The sequence below is a fragment of the Leptospira kobayashii genome (assembly GCF_003114835.2).
Classification (GTDB): Bacteria; Spirochaetota; Leptospiria; order Leptospirales; family Leptospiraceae; genus Leptospira_A; species Leptospira_A kobayashii.
The window spans coordinates 1,155,636-1,176,677 of sequence record NZ_AP025028.1 but is presented as its reverse complement, the minus strand read 5'-3'; the positions used below and the strand labels follow the sequence as shown (position 1 = coordinate 1,176,677).

Below are 21,042 nucleotides of genomic sequence, written 5' to 3'. Positions count from 1 at the left end.
TTCTCGTCTACTTTATCATTGAAAGAGATAAATTAGGAGAAGATATGTCGGAAAAGGCAATTCTGAAAATAGATGGTAAGGAGTACGAACTCCCCGTAGTCATTGGTTCCGAAAACGAAAAAGCAGTCGATATCACAAAGCTCCGCCAGTTGAGTGGTTATGTTACGATTGACAGCGGTTATCTGAACACCGGTGCTTGTACAAGTGCAATCACATTCCTAGATGGAGAACAAGGGATTTTGCGTTATCGCGGAATTCCGATTGAAGACCTTGCCGCAAAATCGACGTTCACCGAAGTAGCTTATCTTTTAATCCACGGAAAACTCCCTAATCCGGCAGAACTAAAGTCTTGGAATGAATCCATTACAATGCATACGATGATCCATGAGGATCTCAAACGTTTGTTCAACGGATTCCCTAAAGACGGTCACCCTATGGCGATCATGTCCTGTATGATGGGATGTTTATCCACTTATTACCAGGATTCTTATGATCCGATGAATGAGGAACATAGAGCGATTTCCATCATTCGCCTACTTGCTAAATTCCCGACCATTGCTGCTTTCGCTTACAAAAAGTCCTTAGGTCAGCCTACGATTCATCCTTTGAACAATTTGGACTACGCCAGTAATTTCCTTAACATGATGTTTGCGGTTCCTGCGGAAGAATACGTAATCGATCCTGAAATCGTATCCGCATTGAACCTACTCTTGATTCTTCACGCGGATCACGAACAAAACTGTTCTACATCTACTGTTCGTTTGGTGGGATCTTCTCTTGCCAACCTTTACGGCGCCATTTCCGCAGGTATTCTTGCTCTTTGGGGACCACGTCACGGTGGGGCCAATCAGGAAGTATTGGAGATGTTGGAAGGAATCAAAAAGTCAGGACTCAGTGTTAAAAAAATTGTCGAGCAAGCGAAAGACAAAAACTCTTCTTTCCGACTCAACGGATTCGGTCACAGAGTTTATAAAAATTTCGACCCTCGTGCAAAAATCATCAAAGTTGCTTGCGACAAAGTTCTGAACAAATTGGGAATCAAAGATCCTCTTCTGGACATTGCAAAAGAATTGGAAGAAGCAGCTCTCAACGATCCATACTTTGTAGAAAGAAAGCTGTATCCGAATGTGGATTTTTATTCAGGTATCATATACCGTGCACTCGGAATACCTACAAACATGTTCACCGTTATGTTTGCTATGGGAAGATTGCCGGGCTGGATTGCTCAATGGAAAGAAATGATCGAAGACCCAAATATGAAGATTGGCCGTCCTCGCCAAATCTACACTGGGGCAGTAGAAACTCCTTACGATATAGCGAAAAAGAACGCTTAAGTATCGGACCCGAGACTTATGGGCAAGGGATCATATCCTTGCCCTTTTTCTTATCTTTCAAAAGAAACTACCTTAGTTTCTTTTTTTTACTTCTTCTTTTTTCGCAAACTCTACTTTATCCTGAAACCCCCACTATCCTACTTTCTGAAAATCATTTTCAGGGTCATCAAAGGATCACAAAACAAATTGAGATTTGGGAAGATAAGTCAGGGAAATTCGATTTTGATTGGGTTCGTTACCATTCGAAAGAACTTCCTTTTCAAAAAGGAAGTTCGGATTATCTCAACTACGGATTCTCCAAATCCGTTTTTTGGATTCGACTTCGATTGGAGAAACCTCTCAAGATCGATCCACTATTCCTTCTTATCAAAGCACATAATATCGATTATGTGAGTTTTTATTTTTCAGATGCTTTCGGCAAAGTAATAACAAAGAAAACAGGTCACTTCGTTAAGATGCCTGATCGCGAATTTCCCCATAGAAATTATCTGGTTTCCGTTCCGGAAGATTCCTACGGGAAAGATGTTTATATTCGAATTCAAAGCGATATTTCATTACAAATCGCTGTCGATCTCGTAGACTTGAAAAATATTCATACAATTGATTACCACGAACAGTGGTTTTACGGTCTATACTTTGGTTGCCTCGGAATCATCATACTTTACAACCTGGCGATTGCTTTTTTCGTAAGAGATATCAATTATTTGTTTTATATCGGATATGTTTTCTTTTTCGGATTGGGACAAATGAGTATGCTCGGATTTTCGGGATATTTTCTTTTTCCAAACTCCAGGTTCTTTATGAGAAACGGAATCCCTCTGTTTTTCAGTATATGCATGTTGTTTTTTGTTTTTTTCGCTTCCAGTTTTTTAAAGCTGAAAGACAGACTGAAGATCGCATATAGATTCGCTCATATATTAGCAATCGCTATCATTCTGAATGTAATCTTTGCCGCAACGGGAGAAATTTATATCTCCGCAATTGTTTTGAGTTGGCTCACTTCGATCCTCTCAGGATTTATTATGATCGTGATCCTCTGGGGATTTTATAAAAGAATCAAATCCTTTTATTATTTCGGTGCCGCATTCTTTATTCTAATGGCCTCCAGCGTGGTTTATAGTATTTTAAAAATCACAACATTCGAAACCAATGCTTTTTTGGAAGAGATGATCTTTCCCATTGCATCTCTCGTAGACATCACCCTATTTTCTTTCGCACTTGCGGATCGAATCCAACTGCTTCGTTTGGAAAAAGACAATGCTATCGAACAGATCGTATTACACGAAAAAGAAAGGCAAATTTCAAAAGATCTTTTGGTTCAAGCTTTACCGAAAGCAGTTCCTTATATTCCTTCCCTTTCCATTCAAATTTTTATCCAACCGATGAAACAAGTCGGAGGAGATTTTTACGAATTTTATTCACCAAATTCGAGCGAGTTAGGAACTCTGGTCTGCGATGTATCAGGCCACGGAATCCCTGCTTCGCTTGTTTCCGCAATGGGAAAAGTAGCTTTCTCGACACAGAAGGAAAATATTTTTTCTCCCAAACGGGTGTTAGAGGGAATGAATCGAATCTTGTATGGGAATTGCACTCCCGAATATCTTACGGCTTCCTATGTTTACTTGAATACCGAAACAAGCACCTGGCGTTTTGGCAGGGCCGGTCATCCTTCCGGTTTCCTCCAGAGAAAAACGGGAGAGATTCTGACAATACACCCGCAAGGTAAGGTGATCGGCACTTTTCCTGAAATCCAAATCGAGGAAATCGACTTTCCTACGAAACCGGGAGACAGAATTTTGCTTCTTACCGATGGAGTTCCGGAATCTTTCAATTCCTTGGATGAAATGTACGGTGAGGAAAGACTCTTGGATTTTTTAAAAAAGAATGCGAATTTGCCGGGAGATCTTTGGGTGAAGGAACTTCTTTCCGATTTAGAATCGTTCTCTGGGAAGGGTTTAAAAGAATGGGAAGACGATATCACTTTTATTCTTTTGGATCTGAAATGAAACAAAGTTACGAACTACTAGACTCAGGCGATTTTTCCAAATTGGAAATTGTAGGCGGATTCAAACTGATCCGTTCCTCTCCCTCTTCCGCTTACGGAAAAGAAAATCCGAAATTATGGAATGATGCTGACGCTCGTTATGTGAAAAACGACACAGGCTCAGGAAGTTGGTCGTTTCAAAAAAAAATCCCCGAAAGTTTTTCCATCGATTTTGCGGGCTTGCAATTCAAAATCAAACTCACTCCTTTCGGACATATAGGACTCTTCCCGGAACAAAAAACAAACTGGGACAGGATCAGAGAAATCGGAAAAAAGAAATCCAAACTGGAAGTTTTGAATCTTTTCGCTTATTCGGGGGGTTCCACTTTAGCATGTTTGGATGCTGGCATGAGTGTCTGTCATGTGGACGCATCCAAAGGCATGGTGGATTGGGCACGTGAAAACGCGGCACTTTCCAACTTGGCGGACAAGCCGGTTCGATGGATTGTAGATGACGTATTAAAATTCATTCAAAGAGAAATCAAAAGGAAAAAACGTTACCAGGGATTGATTCTGGATCCTCCTAGTTTCGGAAGGGGTTCCAAAGGGGAAGTCTGGAAAATCGAAGACCATTTGCCGGAGCTCATGGACGCATTGATGGAGTTATGCGATCATTCTCCTGAGTTCGTCATCTTAAGCTGTCATAGCCAAGGATACAGTCCCTTGACTTTGGAACGTATCCTATCCAGTAGAATCAAAACAAAAGGGACATATAGCACGGACGAATTGTTCATCCAGGAAAAGTCGGGTAAAAAATATCCTTCCGGGTTTTGTTCCTTCTACTTGAAATCTTAAAAATATGAAACCGCAAGTTCAATCCATAACAAGTTTCTCAAACCCGAAAGTAAAATGGGTATCTTCTCTAAAAGAAAAAAGGAATCGGGACGAAGAGAAAAAGTTTTTTATCGAAGGTTATCGCGAAATTTTCAAAGCGATTAAAGGTGGTTCCGATCTTTTAGTTCCTACCCTTCCCGTTAAACTTCATTCTCTATTTATTTCTCCCGATTGTTTTTTAGGCGAAAACGAATCCAAACTGATTAGTTCCGTAACCTGCCCTATCTTCGAACTCCCTAAAAAGATCTTCGAAAAAATATCCTATAGAGATCGCCCCGACGGTTTGATTGCGATCGCGGAAACGCCTAACGCAAATTACGATTGGGATCTTTTTCCCGGTTTGAATCTGAATCCCATCCTGATTATCGAAGGCGTCGAGAAACCCGGGAATTTAGGAACCATACTTCGCACTGCGGAAGGTGCAGGAGTCGGATTGGTTTTAGTCACTGACCCGAGGATTGATCTTTTCAACCCGAATGTGATTCGTGCAAGTACGGGAACTCTTTTCACTCTCCCAACTTATATCAGTTCTCTCTCGGAAACGATTACAAACTTACGCAAACAAAATTACTCCATACATGCAGTCACCCCCGAAGGAAAGTCCTTATACTCCAATATGGACTTTAGAAAAAAATCAGCCTTTCTTTTCGGAAGCGAACAATACGGACTCACACCTTCCGCAAAAGAAGAAAGTGATGATACTCTTTATCTACCGATGTTCGGAGAAGCGGACTCGCTCAATCTTGCCATGTCTTGCGGAATCGTTCTCTACGAATCCTTACGCCAAAGAAATTTAGGTTCTTAAGTTTTGAAAATCTATTATTATGTTTCAGGACATGGGTTCGGTCATATTAGCCGAACATCTGTTATTCTGCTTGAGATTTTGAAAAACCCGAATCTTACGGAACTTCACCTTGTCTCAGAAAGGATCGATTTTATTCGGGAATCAAATCCAAAACTCATAAAGAGAAATCGCAAATTGGATGTAGGAGTATTCCAAAAAGATTCTCTTTCCATGGACATCGAAAAAACCAAACAAGAGTTAATTGAATTTGAAAAAACCAAAAACCAATTGTTAAAAGAAGAAGCGGATTATTGTAAAACCAATGGAATCGACCTGATTGTTACCGATGCATCTTCCTTACCGCTGATCATAGCACTTGAGGCAGGTATCCCTTCCGTATTCATCGGAAATTTTACCTGGGACTTTATTTATCGCAAATTCGCAAGTCATGATTCCTATTTTACAAATATAAGCGATATCTTACTCACAGAATATAGTTTTGCAACGGAAGCATTGATCCTGCCGTTTCATTGTCCGATGCCTCCTTTTTTAGAGAAAACGGAAGTTGGACTTGTGGGCAGAAAACCGACTCTCACCAAATCGGAGGCAAAAACTTCTTTTCAATTTTCAAACTCATACAAATACGTCTTACTTTCTTTCGGTGCTTACGGATTGGAAGGATTTGATTTTCACCCGGAAAATCTTCCGAGTGATATAAAATTGGTCGCTTACGGTGTACCGGGACTGAAGACAGATAGAGTCATTGTTCCCGATTTTTGCAATTATCCCGATCTGGTTTCCGCTTGCGATTATGTTTTAACCAAACCAGGTTATGGAATTCTTTCCGAATGTTATTATGCAGATACTCCGATCCTTTATACGGATAGAGGAGATTTTGCCGAATATCCTTACTTAGTCGAAAATTTGCAAAATTATTTTTTAAGTAGCTATATCAGCCACGAAGAAATTTCAAATTGTGAATTCGAAATTCATTTTTCTAGAATTGACAACGCGAAAGACAAGGTCAAAGTATTAGAGGTTCCTAAAAACGGAGAGATTCAGATTACAAATCTGATCTTCGAATATACATAGTCACAATGGCATCTGCAGAATCATACCCGGAAAAAATACTCCAAGATTTAGAAGCAAATGAAAACGGTTTTTTTCAGATAGAAAACAGGAAAGGTCGTGCCTACCTTCGTGTAACAAAACCAGGCGAGAAAGGCCAGAAAGTAGAGTTCAAAGACGTGCTTTCCAGAATCAAATTGTTCGGAGTCGAAAATTATAACGAAGATACAGTCAAAAAAGTAATCCTACATTCCGATGGCAAAGAGACGGAAATCGGAACTTGGTCCAAAGGAACGCCGGAAGATTCTTATGCGGAAATTACCCTTTCCGACGATCATATGAGTGCTTCTCTCAATCTTTATCCTCCCAAACACGGAGGCAATCTTCTATCCGAATATGAATTGAGAGAAAAAATCGCAAGCGTAGGAATCAGTGTGGGGATTTTGGATCAGATCGTGCAAAAGACGATCCGTAACCCTGAATTTTTGGTGCCTGTCATGGTTGCAAAAGGATATCCCCCGACTCCGGGCATCGACGGAGAAATTAAAATTTTCTTTCGATCTGACAACAAACCACAGTTAGAAGAAGACGAACAAGGCCGAATCAATTATAAAAATATAGGAATCATTCAATCGGTAAAACCGGATGATCTGATCGCCGAAAAAATCCCCGCACAACCGGGACAATACGGGAAAACGGTGACCGGCACATTGATTCCCTTCCCTGAAGAAAAGTCCGTAGAATGGGTCTTAGGCCCCAACGTTGATTTAAGGGGAGAAAAACTTTATTCCAAAATCGCAGGACGTCCGGTTCTGGATCGAAACGGAGAGATCCGGGTAGACCAAGTGATCCAATTGGAAGCGGTGGATTATTCCACGGGGAATATCGATTTTCCGGGCACGATCATCGTAGAAGAAAAAATCGGAGACGGGTTTTCACTGACAACAAACGGAAGCATCATCATCAAAAGTTCCGTAGGCAAAGCTTTCCTTCGTGCCAAAGGAGATATTGTTCTTTCCGGCGGGTTTATGGGCAGGGGGGAAGGTTATATCGAATCGGAAGGAAACATTTACGCCAAGTTCATCGAACAAGGAAAACTATCTGCAGGCGGATCCATTTTTGTGGAAGAAGCGGTTATGCATTCGGAAATTTCCGCCAAAGACATTATACAAGTATTAGGTGGTCGAGGGGAAATCATCGGAGGCACAACCATCGCTTCCAATTCCATTGAATGTGCAAAATTGGGAGCAGTGGTCGAAACCAAAACGAAAGTTGCGGTGGGAACTCCTCCCGAACTTTTGGAAGAACTCGATCGGATGAAAAAAGAAATCTCGGAGAAAGAAAGCACACTTAAAAAAGTACAAGCCACCCAATCTAAACTCCAGGAACAAACGACCAAAAGGGATTTGAAACAAGACGAAAAAGAAATGTTATCCAAATTGAAAGAAGCAAATGAAAAGTACAGCGTTCTTTTGGAATCACTTAAGAAACAATTTGATACCGCTCTTGGATCTTATGAACCGAACAAAGAAGCGTTTGTCTATGTAGAGAGGGAAGTTTTTCCGGGTGTGGAAATCAATTTCGGCTCAGGAAAAATTTACAGATCCGCTTTAAATTCGCTGATAGGGAAAACTACGATACTGATAGGAACCGACGGAAATATCCAAACCGAGAGGAACCTCCCGCCGAACGCACGCTAGACGATAAGCTCAATCCGGTAAAACGGAATCATCTTCATCACGATTGATTCTTTTTTCGGGAGTGAGATCAGAATCCACCGATGTGATTATTTCTTTAGCGGACTTGACTTTTCTTTTTTCAAACTTAAGTTTGCTCAAATCTTTTTTGCCAAATACCAACCAACGTCTGTTTCTGAAACCATCCACTTCTTTAAAAGTAAAGCCTGCTCCAGGAAGAATAAAATTGGTTTCAGGGGTATGATCGAAAGAAATATCAGGAATCTTTGACCAATCGTAATAGTTCCCTTGTTCATCGAATGCAATCTCCGATTGAATTTCTCCGACAAGGATCTCTATCGTATTTTCGGTAGCCCAAATATAAAAACCGGTCCGAACATAATGAGATACTACCGATTTTACCGGGTTGTATTTGGAAACAATCAGTAACATTTGATCCGGTTTTACTTTACGAAGTCCGTCCATAAGATCTGCGGAAAAATCTTTAATCTCTGCTTCTTCGAAAACATAAAGTAACAAACTTCCGTAAGAACTTTCTTGTTTGTAACGAATGTTTCCCAAAATATCCAGGATCTTATCTTCTGAAATTTCAATCGGATGAGCGAAACTTTGTTCCAAATTTTTTTCGGATTTGAGTTTAATGTTTTCACGTTTTACGGAATAAATCGCAAATTCATTATTACGAAACATTAAGTTTCTGGACTGAACACCTGTTGCACAGGAATTGATTTCAAAAATTAAAAAAAGAATTAGAAGTAAGAAACTAAACTTAGATTTCATTTTATGGCTCCAAAGCCTTTGTGAATTCGGGAAATTTTGATAAGTATTCATCTACCGTCAAAATAGATAAGATATGATTGAGCCCGGAGAGACGAAATACTGAATTTAAATTTTTATTGAGATTGGTAACGTAAATCTCTATGCCTCTGTTGTGTAATGCGGAAGAGGCCTTGATCACTGCGCCGATTCCGGAAGAATCCAAAAATTTCACATTGGAAAAATCCAGAGTCAACTTGGCAAACTTCATACCATCCATGGATTTTTCAAATTCTTGGTAAAATTCTCTGGAATTTTCCATAAGAACATCCTTTTGAATTGAAAAGAGAAGATGATTTTCTTGAAAGTAGGATTGGATGAGCATGGAATTGATACGATTATTACAGTTATCAATACCTTAAAGAGGAAGAGTTTTATGTCAAGACTTTCGATTCACAAAGGGGCGAGGTCGGAGAGAGACATTTCTAAATCGTGAGGGTAACCCTCTTTGTCATTATAGATCACTAAGGCTTTGTCGGAATTCAGCTCTTTGATCTCAACTGTAGCTCCGGTGAAAATAAAAATTCCTTGAAAGAGAAAGGTTTTTTTTGTGAGTTTTACCTTGTCTCCTACCTTCATCCGGCAGCGCCCTCTTCTTGGCTCAGATAAAGATCTTTACCGCCCTTTTTCATCACATCAAAGATATGCATTTGTTTTTGATCCACACGAGTCCCAATATCGTAAATAGCATCCGTAAAATCAGCACCTTCCAGATTGGCACCGGCTAGTTTCGCAAAACGAAGATCGGCACCACGGAAATTAGCATTCATTAAATTGGCACCGTTGAAAAAGGAAGCTTTCAGATTGGCACCGGAAAAATTGGCGCCTACGAAACTGGAATTTTGAAGAAACGCATTATGGAGGTCTGCATTGGAAAAATCAACACCGTTGAAATTTTCCTTTTCTAACATAACGCTAGATAGACTAGCTTCTCTTAGATGACCTTGAGTCTGCAAAAGATCCATCGCTTTCGCTTTGGTGACTCTTTTTTCAGGAGGCACTCCTCCGCCCTTTTCCCAATCTTCTACTGCTTTTTTCAAAGCGGCAACAGCCGACTCAGGGTAATTTTTTCTTCTTTCCGGAAACTCAAACATAGTCTCCAGTGTATCGGGTGTTAAAGATCGAAGATCTTCCATCTTTTTGCCTTTGGCATACTCGGTAGCCATGGCAAGCGCAACGATTCCAAATCCACAACCAGTGGTTGTGTAACTTGCATCTTCTACGATGGATTCGGGGGAAACTTTGAGGTAGATGCGATAACCGTCTCCACAACCTGTATTTCGGTAATAGGAGACTACATTCGCGTCTTCCATCTCACGGTAGTTCAACCTTTGGTCGTTGATTTCCTTATATCTTGCAAAGTCCATCACAGCCATTGGCATATCCTCCTAGAGATGTTCTGAAGTTTAGACAGGTCGAAAGACCTATCTTACTTCATTTTATATTTTTTCTTGAATTTGTCTACCCGACCCGCAGTATCTAAAACTTTAGATTTACCTGTAAAGAACGGGTGGCAGTTGGAACAAATTTCCACACTGATATCGCCAGCAGACGACCGTGTTTCGATCACATTGCCACAAGCACATTTGATTTTTGCAGAAACGTATTTTGGGTGGATGTCAGTCTTCATATTGGCGCCTTTCGTTAATTAGTGTTCATACTTGCCAAAAACTGGTCATTCGTTTTGGCAGATCGCATTTTTTCGATCAATAGTTCCATACTTTCCGTGATGCTCATGGGAGAAAGTACTTTTCGGAGGATAAAAACTCGGGTGAGAACATCCGCCGGAAGGAGCAATTCTTCCTTTCTGGTTCCGGAGCGGTTGATGTCGATAGCGGGGAAAATCCTTTTGTCGGCGAGTTTTCGGTCCAGATGGATTTCCATATTTCCCGTTCCTTTGAACTCCTCGAAAATCACCTCGTCCATTCGGGAACCGGTATCAATGAGTGCAGTTGCAATGATGGTAAGAGATCCGCCCTCTTCTATATTTCTAGCCGCACCGAAGAAACGTTTCGGTTTATGAAGCGCATTTGAGTCCACACCACCGGAAAGAATCTTTCCCGAGGTAGGAACCACTTGGTTGTAGGCACGGGCAAGTCTCGTAATTGAGTCCAGAAGGATCACAACGTCCCTTCCGTGTTCCACTAGTCGTTTTGCCTTTTCGATCACCATCTCGGCCACCTGTACGTGTCTTTGTGCCGGTTCGTCAAAAGTAGAACTGACCACCTCACCTTTTACATGGCGTGCCATATCGGTTACTTCTTCCGGACGTTCGTCGATAAGGAGTACGATTAGGAAAATTTCAGGGTGATTTCGAGTGATCGCATTTGCAATGGACTGCATAAGAACCGTCTTACCGGTTCTAGGCGGTGCCACAATCAATGCTCTTTGTCCTTTTCCAATCGGGCACATCAGATCCATAACCCTGGTGTCCAAATGGCTCGGATCGAATTCCATATTGATTTTTTCGTTCGGATAAAGAGGAGTCAGGTTATCGAAAAGATTTCTCTTTTGAGCCACATCGACCGGATAACCGTTGATAGACTCCACTCGGAGCATGGCAAAAAATCTTTCCGCTTCCTTAGGAGGACGAATGAGTCCTTCTACGGTATCTCCCGTCCGAAGGCCGAAAAGTTTGATTTGAGAAGGAGAAACGTAAATATCATCCGGACCTGGCACATAATTATAATCAGGTGAACGAAGGAATCCGTAACCATCGGGGAGTTTTTCCATTACCCCGGCAGCATGAACTTGTCCGTCTTTTTCCGTTTGCGCCTGGAGAAGTGCGAACATCAGGTTCTGTTTTTTCAGACCATGTGTATTTTCAACACCGAGACCTTTCGCAAGATCTGCCAGCTCATTGATATTTTTTTTCTTAAGTTCGACTAAGTCGAGTGCAGGAGGAATCGGTCCTTCGTATTGGCGGCGTTTTTTCTTAAATTGTTTAGGAGGTTCGTTACCGGACTCATCTTGGTCCATTATGCCGTTGGAAAATTCAGGTTGTTCTTCAGGGGTTGAATATTGTAGTTCGTCTTGTTTGCGTGATGCCATAGAAAATTTTACATAACTGTAGATTTTTTAGAATTTTGATTAAGGGAATACCATTGTGCAAAGAAGGAATGCTAGTGAAACAAACAGCGAAGTTGAAGTAAATGTTTTACTATATGGTAAGGAAAACTTCGGTCTTTAAAGGAATACGTCAACGCCTTTTTTTTGTCTTTTTAAGAAGTTTCGATTTCTTAGGAGAAGATTTCGTTTTTTTGTCCGAAATAGCTGAAGAAACCTTGGCTTTTTTCGCCTGTTTGCCTTTCGGTTTTTGAATTTTTTTCGAGCTACTATCCTTTTTAATTCCCGTTTTTGCTTTGTCTTTCACTGGAATAGCACTTGGTTCGGCGCGTTTTCTGGGGATAGGCTTCTTTTTTTCAGAATCCGTTTCTTTGAATCTTTCCTGGATCTTCAGGTATTTGATTCTATTTTGCAAAGTGGTGCGGGGAAGACCCAGGTCGGAAGCCGCATGGGAAATATTGTTTCTGTTTTTTTTCAGAGTTTCATGGATATAAACCGACTCGATTTCTTCCAAAACCCGTTCCAAAGGATATTTGGATGAAAATGCCTCTTCCAAACTGGGAAAGATATTTCCGGAAGAAGAAACGGATTCCAACCGGGTGGAAAGGTGCGAAAACTGATAAAGAAATCCTACGATCTTTTTTTCTTTTCTGAGAGTCACGATTCGCACAAGAGAATCTAACTCTTGTACTATGGTCTGCAATTGATACACGGAATGATCTTTGGATTCGATTTCCAAATCGTTTTCTTTTAAATATTTTGCAAACAGATCCCTGTTGAGATCTCTTAAAAATCTTTCCGCTACCTGAACCGAGTCTTTGAAAAAAGGAATGGGAAGTACATTCTTTTCGAATGCTTCGTTATAAAATACACTGTTGCCGGCAACGTCCGTGGAAAGAAGTCCGTCCGGGAAATTGGATAGAATCAACTCCATATACCAATGGATGGAATCCTGGGAGTCTCTTTTCTTTTCTTGTTTGGCAGCTATCTCTTCGAGGCGGGGATCTCTTTTGTTCGAAGAATCCAATTTGGAAAATTCGGCGAGGAATCTGGGCTTGTCCCAAAACTCTTTTCTGTTTCCTTCGTGATCCAAGACAGGAATCCGATTGGAGTCCCGGAAAAAGTTCAAGATATTCTCGTTCAAATCCTTTTCCAAGATTTCGGTAGGAATGAACTCATAATCTTCACGACCTTGACCAAGATCAGCTAACTCTTGCAATACGCGTTCCTTTGCAATGAGTCCGAGCAAAATCCCTTCCGCATTTACCACAGGTAAATGACTGGCCTTAGTCAGAAGAAAATGTTTATAGATCGACTCTATCTTCACTTTCGGGTCATCTTGTGCGAATTCCCCCGGATGAAAATCTAAATTTTTAGTTTTCTCGAATGGATTGTGGTTTTGTTTTGTGAATTGATTGCCAAACAGGTTCCGCCCAAACATTAGCAGCAGTTTGATAACCTTCCGGAATTTCCTTTCCATGAGATAAAAAGGAAAGTAGAGAATACATTATGGAGCGTTTGTATGTATGCAAGGACATGTGGTAGTTGCCCGAGATATAAAACTCTTTGGCGTGATCCTTTTCGCTCTTTGCCATAATCAAATATCTTTGGATTTTTTCTCTAGTATCCCATTCCATTTTTTTACCGGAAGATTTTTCTTCCGATTCTACCAGTAGAAAACTACCTTGCGCCTTTTCGTAAATATCCTGGGATTTTTCTTCCAAATCGATGCAAAGTTTTCTGGAAGCGAAAGCAAGTTCGCCTTCCGCAATGGAAAGTGCTTTTTCCATTCGGATTTTTTCACCTACCCGGTATGCGTCTTCCACTTCCGAACGAACTGTACTGAGGGTATTTCTGTCCGACTCTTCCGGTAGAGATAGAGTTTCTTTTACATCAAAAACAAGTCCGATCTTTTGATCGAATTGTTTCTTTCTCTCTCTGGAAGAAAGAGTGGTCTTTCCTAAAAGAGAGAGAGAAAGAAGAAAGGTCAGAGTCAGAGCTACGGTGCGCATGGTTTTTATTTTTTAGGTTTTTCTTCGTAAGTTGCCTTACCTTGTTCATCAAACTTTGGTACGGCGGGAACGGATTCGCGTTTCGCACCTTCTGTTTCTTTGATTTGCAAGTTGGCTTCTTGTAATAAATCCAAACGTTTGGAAGTGATGAATCCGTAATTATCATCATGTTGTTCCAAAAGATCCAATGGTTTTGCATCTGGGTTTCCCGGAGGAGCGATCGCTCTTTCCATTCTTTTGTTTTCCATAAAGTTGATGAGAGTATCTCTTACTTTTTCGTAGTTTCTTTGTTTTTCTTCGCTACGAGCTTCTTTGATATCATCCAAAGAACGGTATTGGTATTCCGGTTTATCCTCATCGGGAGTTTTGGAATAAATCATGGCAAGGATAGCAAATCTTTTCGCACGTCTCAGAGTTAAAATTCCCTCTTTATAAAGAGTTAATTTGTAACGGTATTGGTGCGGGCTGGAATTGAGTCCAGTGGTGTAGAGATCTTCTGCGGAACGAAGGTCACGAAATCCTAGTCGAAGGAGTGCCTTGGAAGAATTGTCATTGGAACGAATGATGGCAGGTGCCGCGGATTCCAATAGAGCTCTCGCATCTTCTATGTATCTTTGAAGAGTGACTTCATAGATGGCTTTCAATTCCCCTTGCGCGCCTCGCAACTGGCGGAATGCATAGGAATAATTACTTTGTAAATACCACATATTTCCGCTAAAGTCCGTTTGGTTAGCGGCTTTTAGCATTTTAAAGTAGTCGTTTCCTTCCAGATTTTTTTTACCAGAGTCTGTCGTAGTTGTCCCTGCGGCAGGTGCCACCGCATCCTCTTGAGGAGGAGAGAGGTTACTCAAACATACATTGATAAAATTGATGTTTTCTTTATTTTCAAAAATCAAAATCCCCAAGTTCGTTTGTTCGGGGGACACAGCACTCAAATGCGAGATGTGCAAACTCGCAAGTGCGACAAAGAGTATAAATTTCCATTTTCCCATAGCTCTACCTTGTTTACTATATCGGTGCTATGGGAAAAACCTAGAAATTTTTTTAGATTTTTTGAATGCGTTCTATGGCAGAAAGCACGTCTTCTCTCTTTCCGAAGGCGGAAAGTCGAAAATATCCCTCTCCTGCCGGTCCGAATCCGGATCCGGGAGTTCCCACAATCTGCGCTTTGGAAAGAAGTTCATCGAAAAACTCCCAAGATTTCAGGTTTCTAGGGGTTTTCAGCCAAATATAAGGAGCGTTCACTCCTCCGAAGATTTTATAACCGCTCGCTCCCAAGCCTTCGCGGATGAGTCTTGCATTTTCCATATAATAGGAAATTTGTTCTCCGATTTCTTTTTGGCCTTGGACGGAGAAGATCGCCTCCGCTCCTTTTTGAGTTACATAAGAAACTCCGTTGAACTTGGTAGTGTGACGACGACTCCAAAGGGAATTGAAGCTGATCTCTTCTCCTTTGGATGTTTTGCCTTTCAGTTCTTTAGGAATCACAATGTAAGCGCAACGTGTACCTGTAAATCCCGCCGTCTTGGAAAAAGAGCGGAATTCGATCGCAACTTCTTTCGCACCTTCAATTTCATAAATAGACTTGGGAATCGTCGGATCTTGGATAAAAGATTCGTAAGCCGAATCAAAAAGGATGATGCTTCCCGTTTTCCGGGCAAAAGCAACCCATTCCGCCAAACGCTCTTTAGTTGCCACCATGCCGGTAGGATTGTTCGGATAACATAGGTAGATGATGTCCGCTTTTTCCTTCGGAAATTCAGGTTCAAAATTGTTTGCTTCCGTCGCAGGCATATAAACGATATTTTCATAATACCCGTTGGCATTCACTTCTCCGGTTCTACCTGCCATCACATTGGTATCTACATAAACGGGATAAACCGGATCAACGACTGCAATCTTGCTATCCAAAGAAAATATCTCCTGAATATTTCCCGCATCGCATTTGGATCCGTCGGAAACAAAAACTTCGTCTTCCGAAATCTTCACTCCCCGTTTCGTATAATCGTGTTCAATGATTTTATTAATTAAAAAACCGTAACCTTGTTCTGGACCGTAACCGTGAAAACCTCCGGGTGTTCCCATTTCTTTTGCAGCATCGACCATTGCATTAACGATGGAAGGCACCAAAGGAAGAGTCACATCACCGATTCCCAAACGAATGATTCGTTTGTCCGCATTTGCATCCGAATATGCCTTTACTCTTCTTCCAATCTCAGGAAATAGATAACCTGCTTTGAGTTTTAAATAGTTTTCATTGATCCGAGTCATTTTTTTCCTCTTTCGATTCTTCAATTAATTTTCGGGAACGGAATCCGTCGTTATATCCATGTTCGTATAACACATCTTCTTCGCCCCAGGTCCAACAATAATAGCCTTTTCCGTTATCAAAATCAACGAGCCAGAGCCCTTTCACATCCAGATCCAAAGCCAAAATCTCGTTGGACCAAGCTTGAACCAGCTCCGAAATTTCGTCTTCTTTCGCTTCCTGCACATTCTCCGGAAATACCTTGTTCCTGATTTCATCCGCAAGCCGACTGGATTTAAGATAATAATCTCTTGTGATTTCCCTTACCAAAGGAAGCGCTTCTTTCGCTTCCGCTAAACTCCAAATGCGTTTTGTCATGGTAAGCTTATTTTTTTTCTCCGAATGGTATGCCTAAACTCAAACAAAGTAGAGCCATTCGGACAACCACTCCGTTTTTCGCCTGACGGAAGTAAGCTGCATTTGGTAGATCGTCTACGTCAGTGGACAATTCGTTCACCCTAGGCAGAGGATGAAGTATGGTTGTATCCTTTTTGGAAGCAAGAACCAGTTCTTTGTTCACCTTATAGATATCTTTTAATTTTTCGTATTCTTTGTGGTCTGCAAATCTTTCTTCCTGAATACGAGTCACATAAGCGACATCCGATTCCCAAAATGCTTTGATGTCCGTCGTTTCTTCCCAAGTCATGGGAAAACCGGTTAAATTCTTTTTATAATTTTCAGGTAATTTCAGTTCTTCCGGAGAAATCAAATAGAGATGAACTTTATAATGTCTGAGCAGATTGATAAGAGAGTGAATCGTTCTTCCGTATTTTAAGTCACCGATAAATGCGATACTCAAACCTTCGATTTTGCCTTTTTCGGAAATGATGGTATATAAATCCAAGATCGCCTGGGTAGGATGCTGTCCCGCTCCGTCACCTGCATTGATCACTGGAATGGAAACGGCACCTGCAGCGATCCGGGAAGAACCTTCCACCGGGTGACGAATCACGGCAATGTCCGTATAGGCTTCGATCATCTTCATAGTATCGTAAAGAGTTTCCCCTTTGGAGATGGATGAAAATTGAAATCCGACGGTGGAAACAATTCGTCCGCCTAACCTTTCCATGGCAGCTTCGAAGGAAAACCGGGTTCTGGTGGATGCCTCAAAAAAAAGAGAGGCGAGCAATTTTCCATTCAGAATGCCGAAGGCTTTCCCTGACTCGTGGAGGCTTTGCATGATTTTCGATTTTTCGATCAAAAAATCTAAATCTTCTTTTGAGAATTGGAGGGTGTCTAAAATGTTCCGGTGGGAATAAGAATACATATGGCGGAAATCTTTTACCAAGGGTTTTTGGTATCGAATAAATCGAAAACAAAATTTTACTGGTCAGTATGTCCGATCAGATTTTAACAAAAATTGCTTCTATGGATCTCGTGACCCAACACCTAGTCCAACCTGACGATCTGAATTACCACCACAACCTATTTGGTGGCAAAATGCTGTCTTGGATTGATGAGGGAATGGCGATGTTCGCAATGATGAAAATCAATTATACGAACATAGTCACGGTCAGCATGGACAATGTAGTGTTTCGTTCCCCCGCACGCGCAGGGGACATCATCCAAATCTACGGCAAAATCATCAAAACCGGAAAATCTTCGGTCACCGTCAAAACACTTGCTATTTCGAACAACCCGCAAACAGGAAAACTGGCCGAAGTCATCGAAAGCGAAATCAGCTACGTATGTTTGGATGACAAAGGAAAACCCTACTTCCATTTTCGCAATTTCAAAATCCAGAACGAAAAGCCGTAAGTCAAAAAGGCGAACTTATTTGTAAAAAAAATCAGCGAAAGCCGAAAGAGACTGGCTATATCGCATAATGTATGCTATTTGAACCTCATTGGGTGGCGGGTGGTTAACCCCACCCAATGTCGATAGGGCGGGGATAGTATTCTAAAAATTCCTTCTCTGATCTTGATCTTCCCCACCCTCCCCCACGCCAGGGATCAGAGCGAGGCGACAAAGTCGCCGTCCGAAGGACCGGAGCCGATAGGCGAAGTCGCGGCAGAGCCCGCTCGGGGATTAGAAATCCCGCAAACTCCATCTAACACATCCGAGGCGCCCAAAAAACAAAAAAAATAACAGACTACTCGATTCTTAAATGTAAGCTAGCCGACCCACTTCGGATACAATCCGGCGTCCACACCTAACAGATTAAAGATCCTACCGGAAATAAAATCCCCCAGATCATCAAGGGTTTTCGGCATTTGATAAAATCCTGGAGAGGCAGGCAATATGATTGCCCCGGCTTCATCCAAAGACAATAGATTGCGGAGATGCACCCGGTTATAAGGAGTCTCTCTCGGCACAACAATAAGCCTTCTTCTTTCTTTCAAACTCACATCGGCGGCGCGTTCAATGAGATTTTCCGTCAAACCTGCGTTTATTGATGCAATTGTTTTCATGCTGCAGGGAACAACAACCATCGCATCCCAAACATTGGAACCGCTTGCAATATCGGAACCTATGTCATGAAAATTTCTGATATGAAATTTATGTTTTAAATCGGGCTTCCATTTCGTTTGAATAAAATCCAAAACATCCTCCGGTTTGGAAACCGAGGTTTCGTATTCTTCGGAAAATATTCTCAGAGAAGGCGGGCTGACAACCAGGTAGGATTCTCCGGGGATCTCGGAAAGTGCCCGCAAAAATCTGGCAGCATAAATCGAACCGCTTGCTCCTGCCAATGCGACAACTAACTTCACTTAAATGATATTCCGGAGGAAAGTTTGATTAAAAACTCGGACCATTTGTCGATCAGAATGGCAAAAAACAAAACCACACTGATCCAGGAGTTGATTTGATAAAACCTGGGTGGAAGTTCTTTGGAACGATGATTCCAAGAAAGTCTATGTTCGTAAAATACCAAGAATGCGATGATCGATAAAACCAAATAATACAAAATGCCAAGGTCTGCAAATCTACCTGCAAAACTGAACCCTATCAAAGAAAGCACATGCAAAATAACGGCGATAATGCGGGAGTTTTTTTCACCCAACCTCGAAGGAATGGAATGCAAACCTTCCTTCGAGTCGAAATCCGAATCCTGGATGGCATATAAAATATCAAATGCGGAGATATGAAAAAGTAGTCCCAGAGAAAACAATACGGGAATCGTATCGATACTTTCCGTCATCGCGATCCAAGCCCCTAGAGGAGCGAGTGAAATGGCAAGACCCAAAACCAAATGGCAAAAAAGGGTAAACCTCTTGGTCAAAGAATAAAGAAACAAAACAAACAAAGCCGGAAAGGATAATAAGAATGCCAGCTTATTGATAAAGAAACTGGAAAAGATAAATATAAAAGCGGAAAGACCGATGAAAAGAAGTGCGGAAAGTTTGGAAATTTTCCCGGAAGGTATCTCTCTTTTTTCCGTTCGGGGATTTCTTTCATCGATTTCCGCATCCACATAACGGTTAAATCCCATAGCCGCACTACGGGCACTCACCATACAGATAACAATCAGAAGGCCGATGCGAATCAAATCTGCGATTTCCAGAGAAGACTGTAAGTATGCCAATATAAAGGAGATTCCCGCAAAAGGGAGAGCAAAAAGAGTGTGAGAGAGTTTAACCATTTGTCCGTAGAGAATAATATTTTTAAAGATGTTCATGGCAGGAGACTAACGTGCCCATTCCTTAGACTGTTTTTAGATTTTTTGGTTCATTTGAGGACCAATTCAACCGTTCTATTCCATAGAGTCCCACCAATGAAGATACTTATTCTAGCACTTTTTTTTCTATCTTTGTCTTTTCCTCTCTTCAGTCATCCTTCCGAAGCGGATCTACCCATTAAAATCTTCTTTCATTGCGGAAAAGACGCTCACACTCAAATGAGCCGGGAAGGAAGAGGAGGACTCGGGGCTCTCCTCCAGTGGGTGGAATCGGAGAAATTGGATTACAAAAAGAAAAACGGACAAGCCTATCTGTTATTTCCTTTCCTGGACAAAAACGATAAAAAACTGCAAAACTTTCCCTACGACGGTTACCAAGAGGAAAAACATTCCGCAATTGAAACAGGTCCCGTTAAACTAGGATTAGGTTATCTTTCCTCTTTCGCCAAATTGGATGATTATTTCGACTACGATGGTTGGATTTATTTTGTAAAAGAGTCAGAAGAAATCCTGCTCGCCACCACCGAATTTCCGAAAGATCCCAACTTCCCCATATTTTTACTGAGTGAACCCGGCAAACGCGCCAATTTCAGATACCTTGCCAATGTGCATCAGATCACCTGCCCTAAAGATTTTGGAAAATTAGGAAGCTTGGAATTGTATTTCCGTAAAAGAGATTTGATCCGAATTCACCATGAAGTGGTTTCGATCAATTTGGAAGATCGCAATCGTTCTTGGAGAAAAAAACACGAATCCGTAAAGGAAGAAGAACTACCTGTTGCTACCGTCAGTCTACGGAATACGAAGGGCAAATCTTCGAAAGACAGCAAGTCGAACACTCCGTACGCCTCGCTTGGCAATTCTTACGACCGAGAAATATCAGGTATAGAGAAAGGTTTCTCCAATACTCCTTAGGAATCAGTTCCATCATTTCTCTTTCGATTTTGACCGGGTCTGTCGCCTCGGTTAAACCTATTTTTTTTGTCAGCCGTTTGACATGGGTATCCACGACAAAACCAGCAGAAATCCCGTAAAGTTCACTTAACACTACATTGGCGGTCTTTCGGCCGAACCCCGGCAAAAGAATCGCTTCTTCCATTGTTTTAGGAATCACCCCTCCGAACTTGGAAATCAACATCCTCGCGAAACCTTGTATATTTTTGGCCTTGTTATGGTAAAAACCGGTAGAGAAAATTTTCTTTTCTATATCCGTAAGCTCCGCGTTGGCAAAAGATTCCAAACTCTTAAATGTTTTGAATAATTCCGGTGTGACTTCATTGACTCGCGCGTCTGTACATTGCGCAGAGAGAATGACTGCAATTGCCAATTCATGAGGTTGCGAATAGGTAAGAGGTGTTTCCACCGTACCAAACTCGTCGTATAACAGATTGTATAGATTATGAATGAATTCGGAAGAAGGTTTTTTCCCGGCCTTTTTCATAAGACCAGGTTAGATAAAA

General features: G+C 41.4%; 22 protein-coding genes. 7 read left to right on the top strand and 15 right to left on the bottom strand.

The genetic code is table 11. The features are described 5' to 3' along the window. Window positions 1–44: 44 nt before the first annotated feature. Genes DI077_RS05175 through DI077_RS05150 form a run of 6 tightly spaced genes read left to right on the top strand, consistent with a single transcriptional unit; the run spans window position 45 to window position 7,764 of the window. Entirely contained in the window at window positions 45–1,334 is a 1,290-nt protein-coding gene (locus tag DI077_RS05175) for a citrate synthase (RefSeq protein WP_109018667.1), read from the top strand. 38 nt (window positions 1,335–1,372) lie between these two features. Then, on the top strand, window positions 1,373–3,340 hold the full coding sequence (locus tag DI077_RS05170) for a SpoIIE family protein phosphatase (protein WP_242935367.1): 1,968 nt from the start codon (window positions 1,373–1,375) through the stop codon (window positions 3,338–3,340). Continuing rightward, window positions 3,337–4,173: a class I SAM-dependent methyltransferase gene (locus tag DI077_RS05165; protein ID WP_109018542.1), complete on the top strand. Its 837-nt coding sequence runs from the start codon at window positions 3,337–3,339 to the stop codon at window positions 4,171–4,173. The genes DI077_RS05170 and DI077_RS05165 overlap by 4 nt, the downstream gene beginning before the upstream one ends. Before the next feature lie 4 nt (window positions 4,174–4,177). After that, window positions 4,178–5,017, top strand: coding sequence for a TrmH family RNA methyltransferase (locus DI077_RS05160; protein ID WP_109018543.1), 840 nt, complete (start codon window positions 4,178–4,180; stop codon window positions 5,015–5,017). Between the two features lie 3 nt (window positions 5,018–5,020). Further along, window positions 5,021–6,088: a glycosyl transferase gene (locus DI077_RS05155; protein ID WP_109018544.1), complete on the top strand. Its 1,068-nt coding sequence runs from the start codon at window positions 5,021–5,023 to the stop codon at window positions 6,086–6,088. Window positions 6,089–6,093: 5 nt separating this feature from the next. Then, on the top strand, window positions 6,094–7,764 hold the full coding sequence (locus DI077_RS05150) for a FapA family protein (protein WP_109018545.1): 1,671 nt from the start codon (window positions 6,094–6,096) through the stop codon (window positions 7,762–7,764). A gap of 9 nt (window positions 7,765–7,773) precedes the next feature. Here DI077_RS05150 and DI077_RS05145 read toward each other — a convergent pair whose 3' ends face one another. From DI077_RS05145 to pyrB, 12 genes are all read right to left on the bottom strand, one after another. Beyond that, a complete protein-coding gene (locus DI077_RS05145) occupies window positions 7,774–8,541 on the bottom strand; it encodes an LA_1326/LA_4305 family lipoprotein (protein ID WP_109018546.1) in 768 nt (255 codons plus the stop codon). A 1-nt stretch (window position 8,542) separates the two neighbouring features. Then, the gene (locus DI077_RS05140; RefSeq protein WP_109018547.1) at window positions 8,543–8,902 is read right to left on the bottom strand and encodes an STAS domain-containing protein; all 360 of its coding nucleotides are present in this window, start codon (window positions 8,900–8,902) and stop codon (window positions 8,543–8,545) included. A gap of 68 nt (window positions 8,903–8,970) precedes the next feature. Then, entirely contained in the window at window positions 8,971–9,156 is a 186-nt protein-coding gene (locus DI077_RS05135) for a hypothetical protein (RefSeq protein WP_109018548.1), read from the bottom strand. Further along, window positions 9,153–9,953 carry a pentapeptide repeat-containing protein gene (locus DI077_RS05130; RefSeq protein ID WP_109018549.1) on the bottom strand — a complete coding sequence of 267 codons (801 nt, stop codon included), beginning with the start codon at window positions 9,951–9,953 and terminating at the stop codon, window positions 9,153–9,155. Before DI077_RS05130 ends, DI077_RS05135 begins: the two co-directional genes overlap by 4 nt. A gap of 53 nt (window positions 9,954–10,006) precedes the next feature. Next, window positions 10,007–10,207 (bottom strand): 50S ribosomal protein L31, encoded by a 201-nt coding sequence (gene rpmE, locus DI077_RS05125; protein WP_109018550.1) that lies wholly within the window; start codon window positions 10,205–10,207, stop codon window positions 10,007–10,009. 14 nt (window positions 10,208–10,221) lie between these two features. Then, window positions 10,222–11,628, bottom strand: coding sequence for a transcription termination factor Rho (gene rho / locus DI077_RS05120; RefSeq protein ID WP_109018551.1), 1,407 nt, complete (start codon window positions 11,626–11,628; stop codon window positions 10,222–10,224). Between the two features lie 148 nt (window positions 11,629–11,776). After that, window positions 11,777–13,084: a helix-turn-helix domain-containing protein gene (locus DI077_RS05115; RefSeq protein ID WP_242935366.1), complete on the bottom strand. Its 1,308-nt coding sequence runs from the start codon at window positions 13,082–13,084 to the stop codon at window positions 11,777–11,779. Continuing rightward, complete coding sequence (locus DI077_RS05110; protein WP_109018552.1) at window positions 13,017–13,655, bottom strand: hypothetical protein; 639 nt, start codon at window positions 13,653–13,655, stop codon at window positions 13,017–13,019. The genes DI077_RS05115 and DI077_RS05110 overlap by 68 nt, the downstream gene beginning before the upstream one ends. Window positions 13,656–13,660: 5 nt before the next feature. Continuing rightward, window positions 13,661–14,647, bottom strand: a complete 987-nt coding sequence (locus DI077_RS05105) for an adhesin OmpL37 family surface protein (RefSeq protein WP_109018553.1) — start codon at window positions 14,645–14,647, stop codon at window positions 13,661–13,663. Window positions 14,648–14,699: 52 nt separating this feature from the next. Beyond that, window positions 14,700–15,926, bottom strand: a complete 1,227-nt coding sequence (locus DI077_RS05100; RefSeq protein ID WP_109018554.1) for an LL-diaminopimelate aminotransferase — start codon at window positions 15,924–15,926, stop codon at window positions 14,700–14,702. Beyond that, complete coding sequence (locus DI077_RS05095) at window positions 15,910–16,281, bottom strand: DUF2203 family protein (RefSeq protein ID WP_109018555.1); 372 nt, start codon at window positions 16,279–16,281, stop codon at window positions 15,910–15,912. The genes DI077_RS05100 and DI077_RS05095 overlap by 17 nt, the downstream gene beginning before the upstream one ends. A gap of 7 nt (window positions 16,282–16,288) precedes the next feature. Next, the gene (pyrB, locus tag DI077_RS05090) at window positions 16,289–17,230 is read right to left on the bottom strand and encodes an aspartate carbamoyltransferase (RefSeq protein WP_109018556.1); all 942 of its coding nucleotides are present in this window, start codon (window positions 17,228–17,230) and stop codon (window positions 16,289–16,291) included. Between the two features lie 68 nt (window positions 17,231–17,298). On the opposite strand from pyrB, the gene DI077_RS05085 reads away from it, so the two are divergent. Continuing rightward, the gene (locus tag DI077_RS05085; protein WP_174705606.1) at window positions 17,299–17,721 is read left to right on the top strand and encodes an acyl-CoA thioesterase; all 423 of its coding nucleotides are present in this window, start codon (window positions 17,299–17,301) and stop codon (window positions 17,719–17,721) included. A 356-nt stretch (window positions 17,722–18,077) separates the two neighbouring features. Here the strand turns inward: DI077_RS05085 and DI077_RS05080 are convergent, their stop codons facing one another. The 3 genes from DI077_RS05080 to nth form a co-directional block, all read right to left on the bottom strand. After that, window positions 18,078–18,674 carry a UbiX family flavin prenyltransferase gene (locus DI077_RS05080; RefSeq protein WP_109018557.1) on the bottom strand — a complete coding sequence of 199 codons (597 nt, stop codon included), beginning with the start codon at window positions 18,672–18,674 and terminating at the stop codon, window positions 18,078–18,080. After that, a complete protein-coding gene (locus DI077_RS05075; RefSeq protein ID WP_109018558.1) occupies window positions 18,671–19,582 on the bottom strand; it encodes a UbiA-like polyprenyltransferase in 912 nt (303 codons plus the stop codon). Before DI077_RS05075 ends, DI077_RS05080 begins: the two co-directional genes overlap by 4 nt. Window positions 19,583–20,369: 787 nt before the next feature. Continuing rightward, window positions 20,370–21,023 carry an endonuclease III gene (gene nth / locus DI077_RS05070; RefSeq protein ID WP_109018559.1) on the bottom strand — a complete coding sequence of 218 codons (654 nt, stop codon included), beginning with the start codon at window positions 21,021–21,023 and terminating at the stop codon, window positions 20,370–20,372. Window positions 21,024–21,042: the final 19 nt, after the last annotated feature.

What these genes read in the sequence shown, in the direction of transcription:
- DI077_RS05085 (WP_174705606.1), top strand. Translation starts at nt 17,299, where the DNA reads ATGTCCGATCAGATTTTAACAAAAATTGCTTCTATGGATCTCGTGACC.
- nth (WP_109018559.1), bottom strand. Translation starts at nt 21,023, where the DNA reads ATGAAAAAGGCCGGGAAAAAACCTTCTTCCGAATTCATTCATAATCTA.
- rpmE (WP_109018550.1), bottom strand. Translation starts at nt 10,207, where the DNA reads ATGAAGACTGACATCCACCCAAAATACGTTTCTGCAAAAATCAAATGT.
- DI077_RS05095 (WP_109018555.1), bottom strand. Translation starts at nt 16,281, where the DNA reads ATGACAAAACGCATTTGGAGTTTAGCGGAAGCGAAAGAAGCGCTTCCT.
- DI077_RS05100 (WP_109018554.1), bottom strand. Translation starts at nt 15,926, where the DNA reads ATGACTCGGATCAATGAAAACTATTTAAAACTCAAAGCAGGTTATCTA.
- DI077_RS05075 (WP_109018558.1), bottom strand. Translation starts at nt 19,582, where the DNA reads ATGAACATCTTTAAAAATATTATTCTCTACGGACAAATGGTTAAACTC.
- DI077_RS05130 (WP_109018549.1), bottom strand. Translation starts at nt 9,953, where the DNA reads ATGGCTGTGATGGACTTTGCAAGATATAAGGAAATCAACGACCAAAGG.
- DI077_RS05160 (WP_109018543.1), top strand. Translation starts at nt 4,178, where the DNA reads ATGAAACCGCAAGTTCAATCCATAACAAGTTTCTCAAACCCGAAAGTA.
- DI077_RS05140 (WP_109018547.1), bottom strand. Translation starts at nt 8,902, where the DNA reads ATGCTCATCCAATCCTACTTTCAAGAAAATCATCTTCTCTTTTCAATT.
- DI077_RS05150 (WP_109018545.1), top strand. Translation starts at nt 6,094, where the DNA reads ATGGCATCTGCAGAATCATACCCGGAAAAAATACTCCAAGATTTAGAA.
- DI077_RS05165 (WP_109018542.1), top strand. Translation starts at nt 3,337, where the DNA reads ATGAAACAAAGTTACGAACTACTAGACTCAGGCGATTTTTCCAAATTG.
- DI077_RS05145 (WP_109018546.1), bottom strand. Translation starts at nt 8,541, where the DNA reads ATGAAATCTAAGTTTAGTTTCTTACTTCTAATTCTTTTTTTAATTTTT.
- DI077_RS05175 (WP_109018667.1), top strand. Translation starts at nt 45, where the DNA reads ATGTCGGAAAAGGCAATTCTGAAAATAGATGGTAAGGAGTACGAACTC.
- pyrB (WP_109018556.1), bottom strand. Translation starts at nt 17,230, where the DNA reads ATGTATTCTTATTCCCACCGGAACATTTTAGACACCCTCCAATTCTCA.
- DI077_RS05115 (WP_242935366.1), bottom strand. Translation starts at nt 13,084, where the DNA reads ATGTTTGGGCGGAACCTGTTTGGCAATCAATTCACAAAACAAAACCAC.
- DI077_RS05110 (WP_109018552.1), bottom strand. Translation starts at nt 13,655, where the DNA reads ATGCGCACCGTAGCTCTGACTCTGACCTTTCTTCTTTCTCTCTCTCTT.
- DI077_RS05135 (WP_109018548.1), bottom strand. Translation starts at nt 9,156, where the DNA reads ATGAAGGTAGGAGACAAGGTAAAACTCACAAAAAAAACCTTTCTCTTT.
- rho (WP_109018551.1), bottom strand. Translation starts at nt 11,628, where the DNA reads ATGGCATCACGCAAACAAGACGAACTACAATATTCAACCCCTGAAGAA.
- DI077_RS05105 (WP_109018553.1), bottom strand. Translation starts at nt 14,647, where the DNA reads ATGGGAAAATGGAAATTTATACTCTTTGTCGCACTTGCGAGTTTGCAC.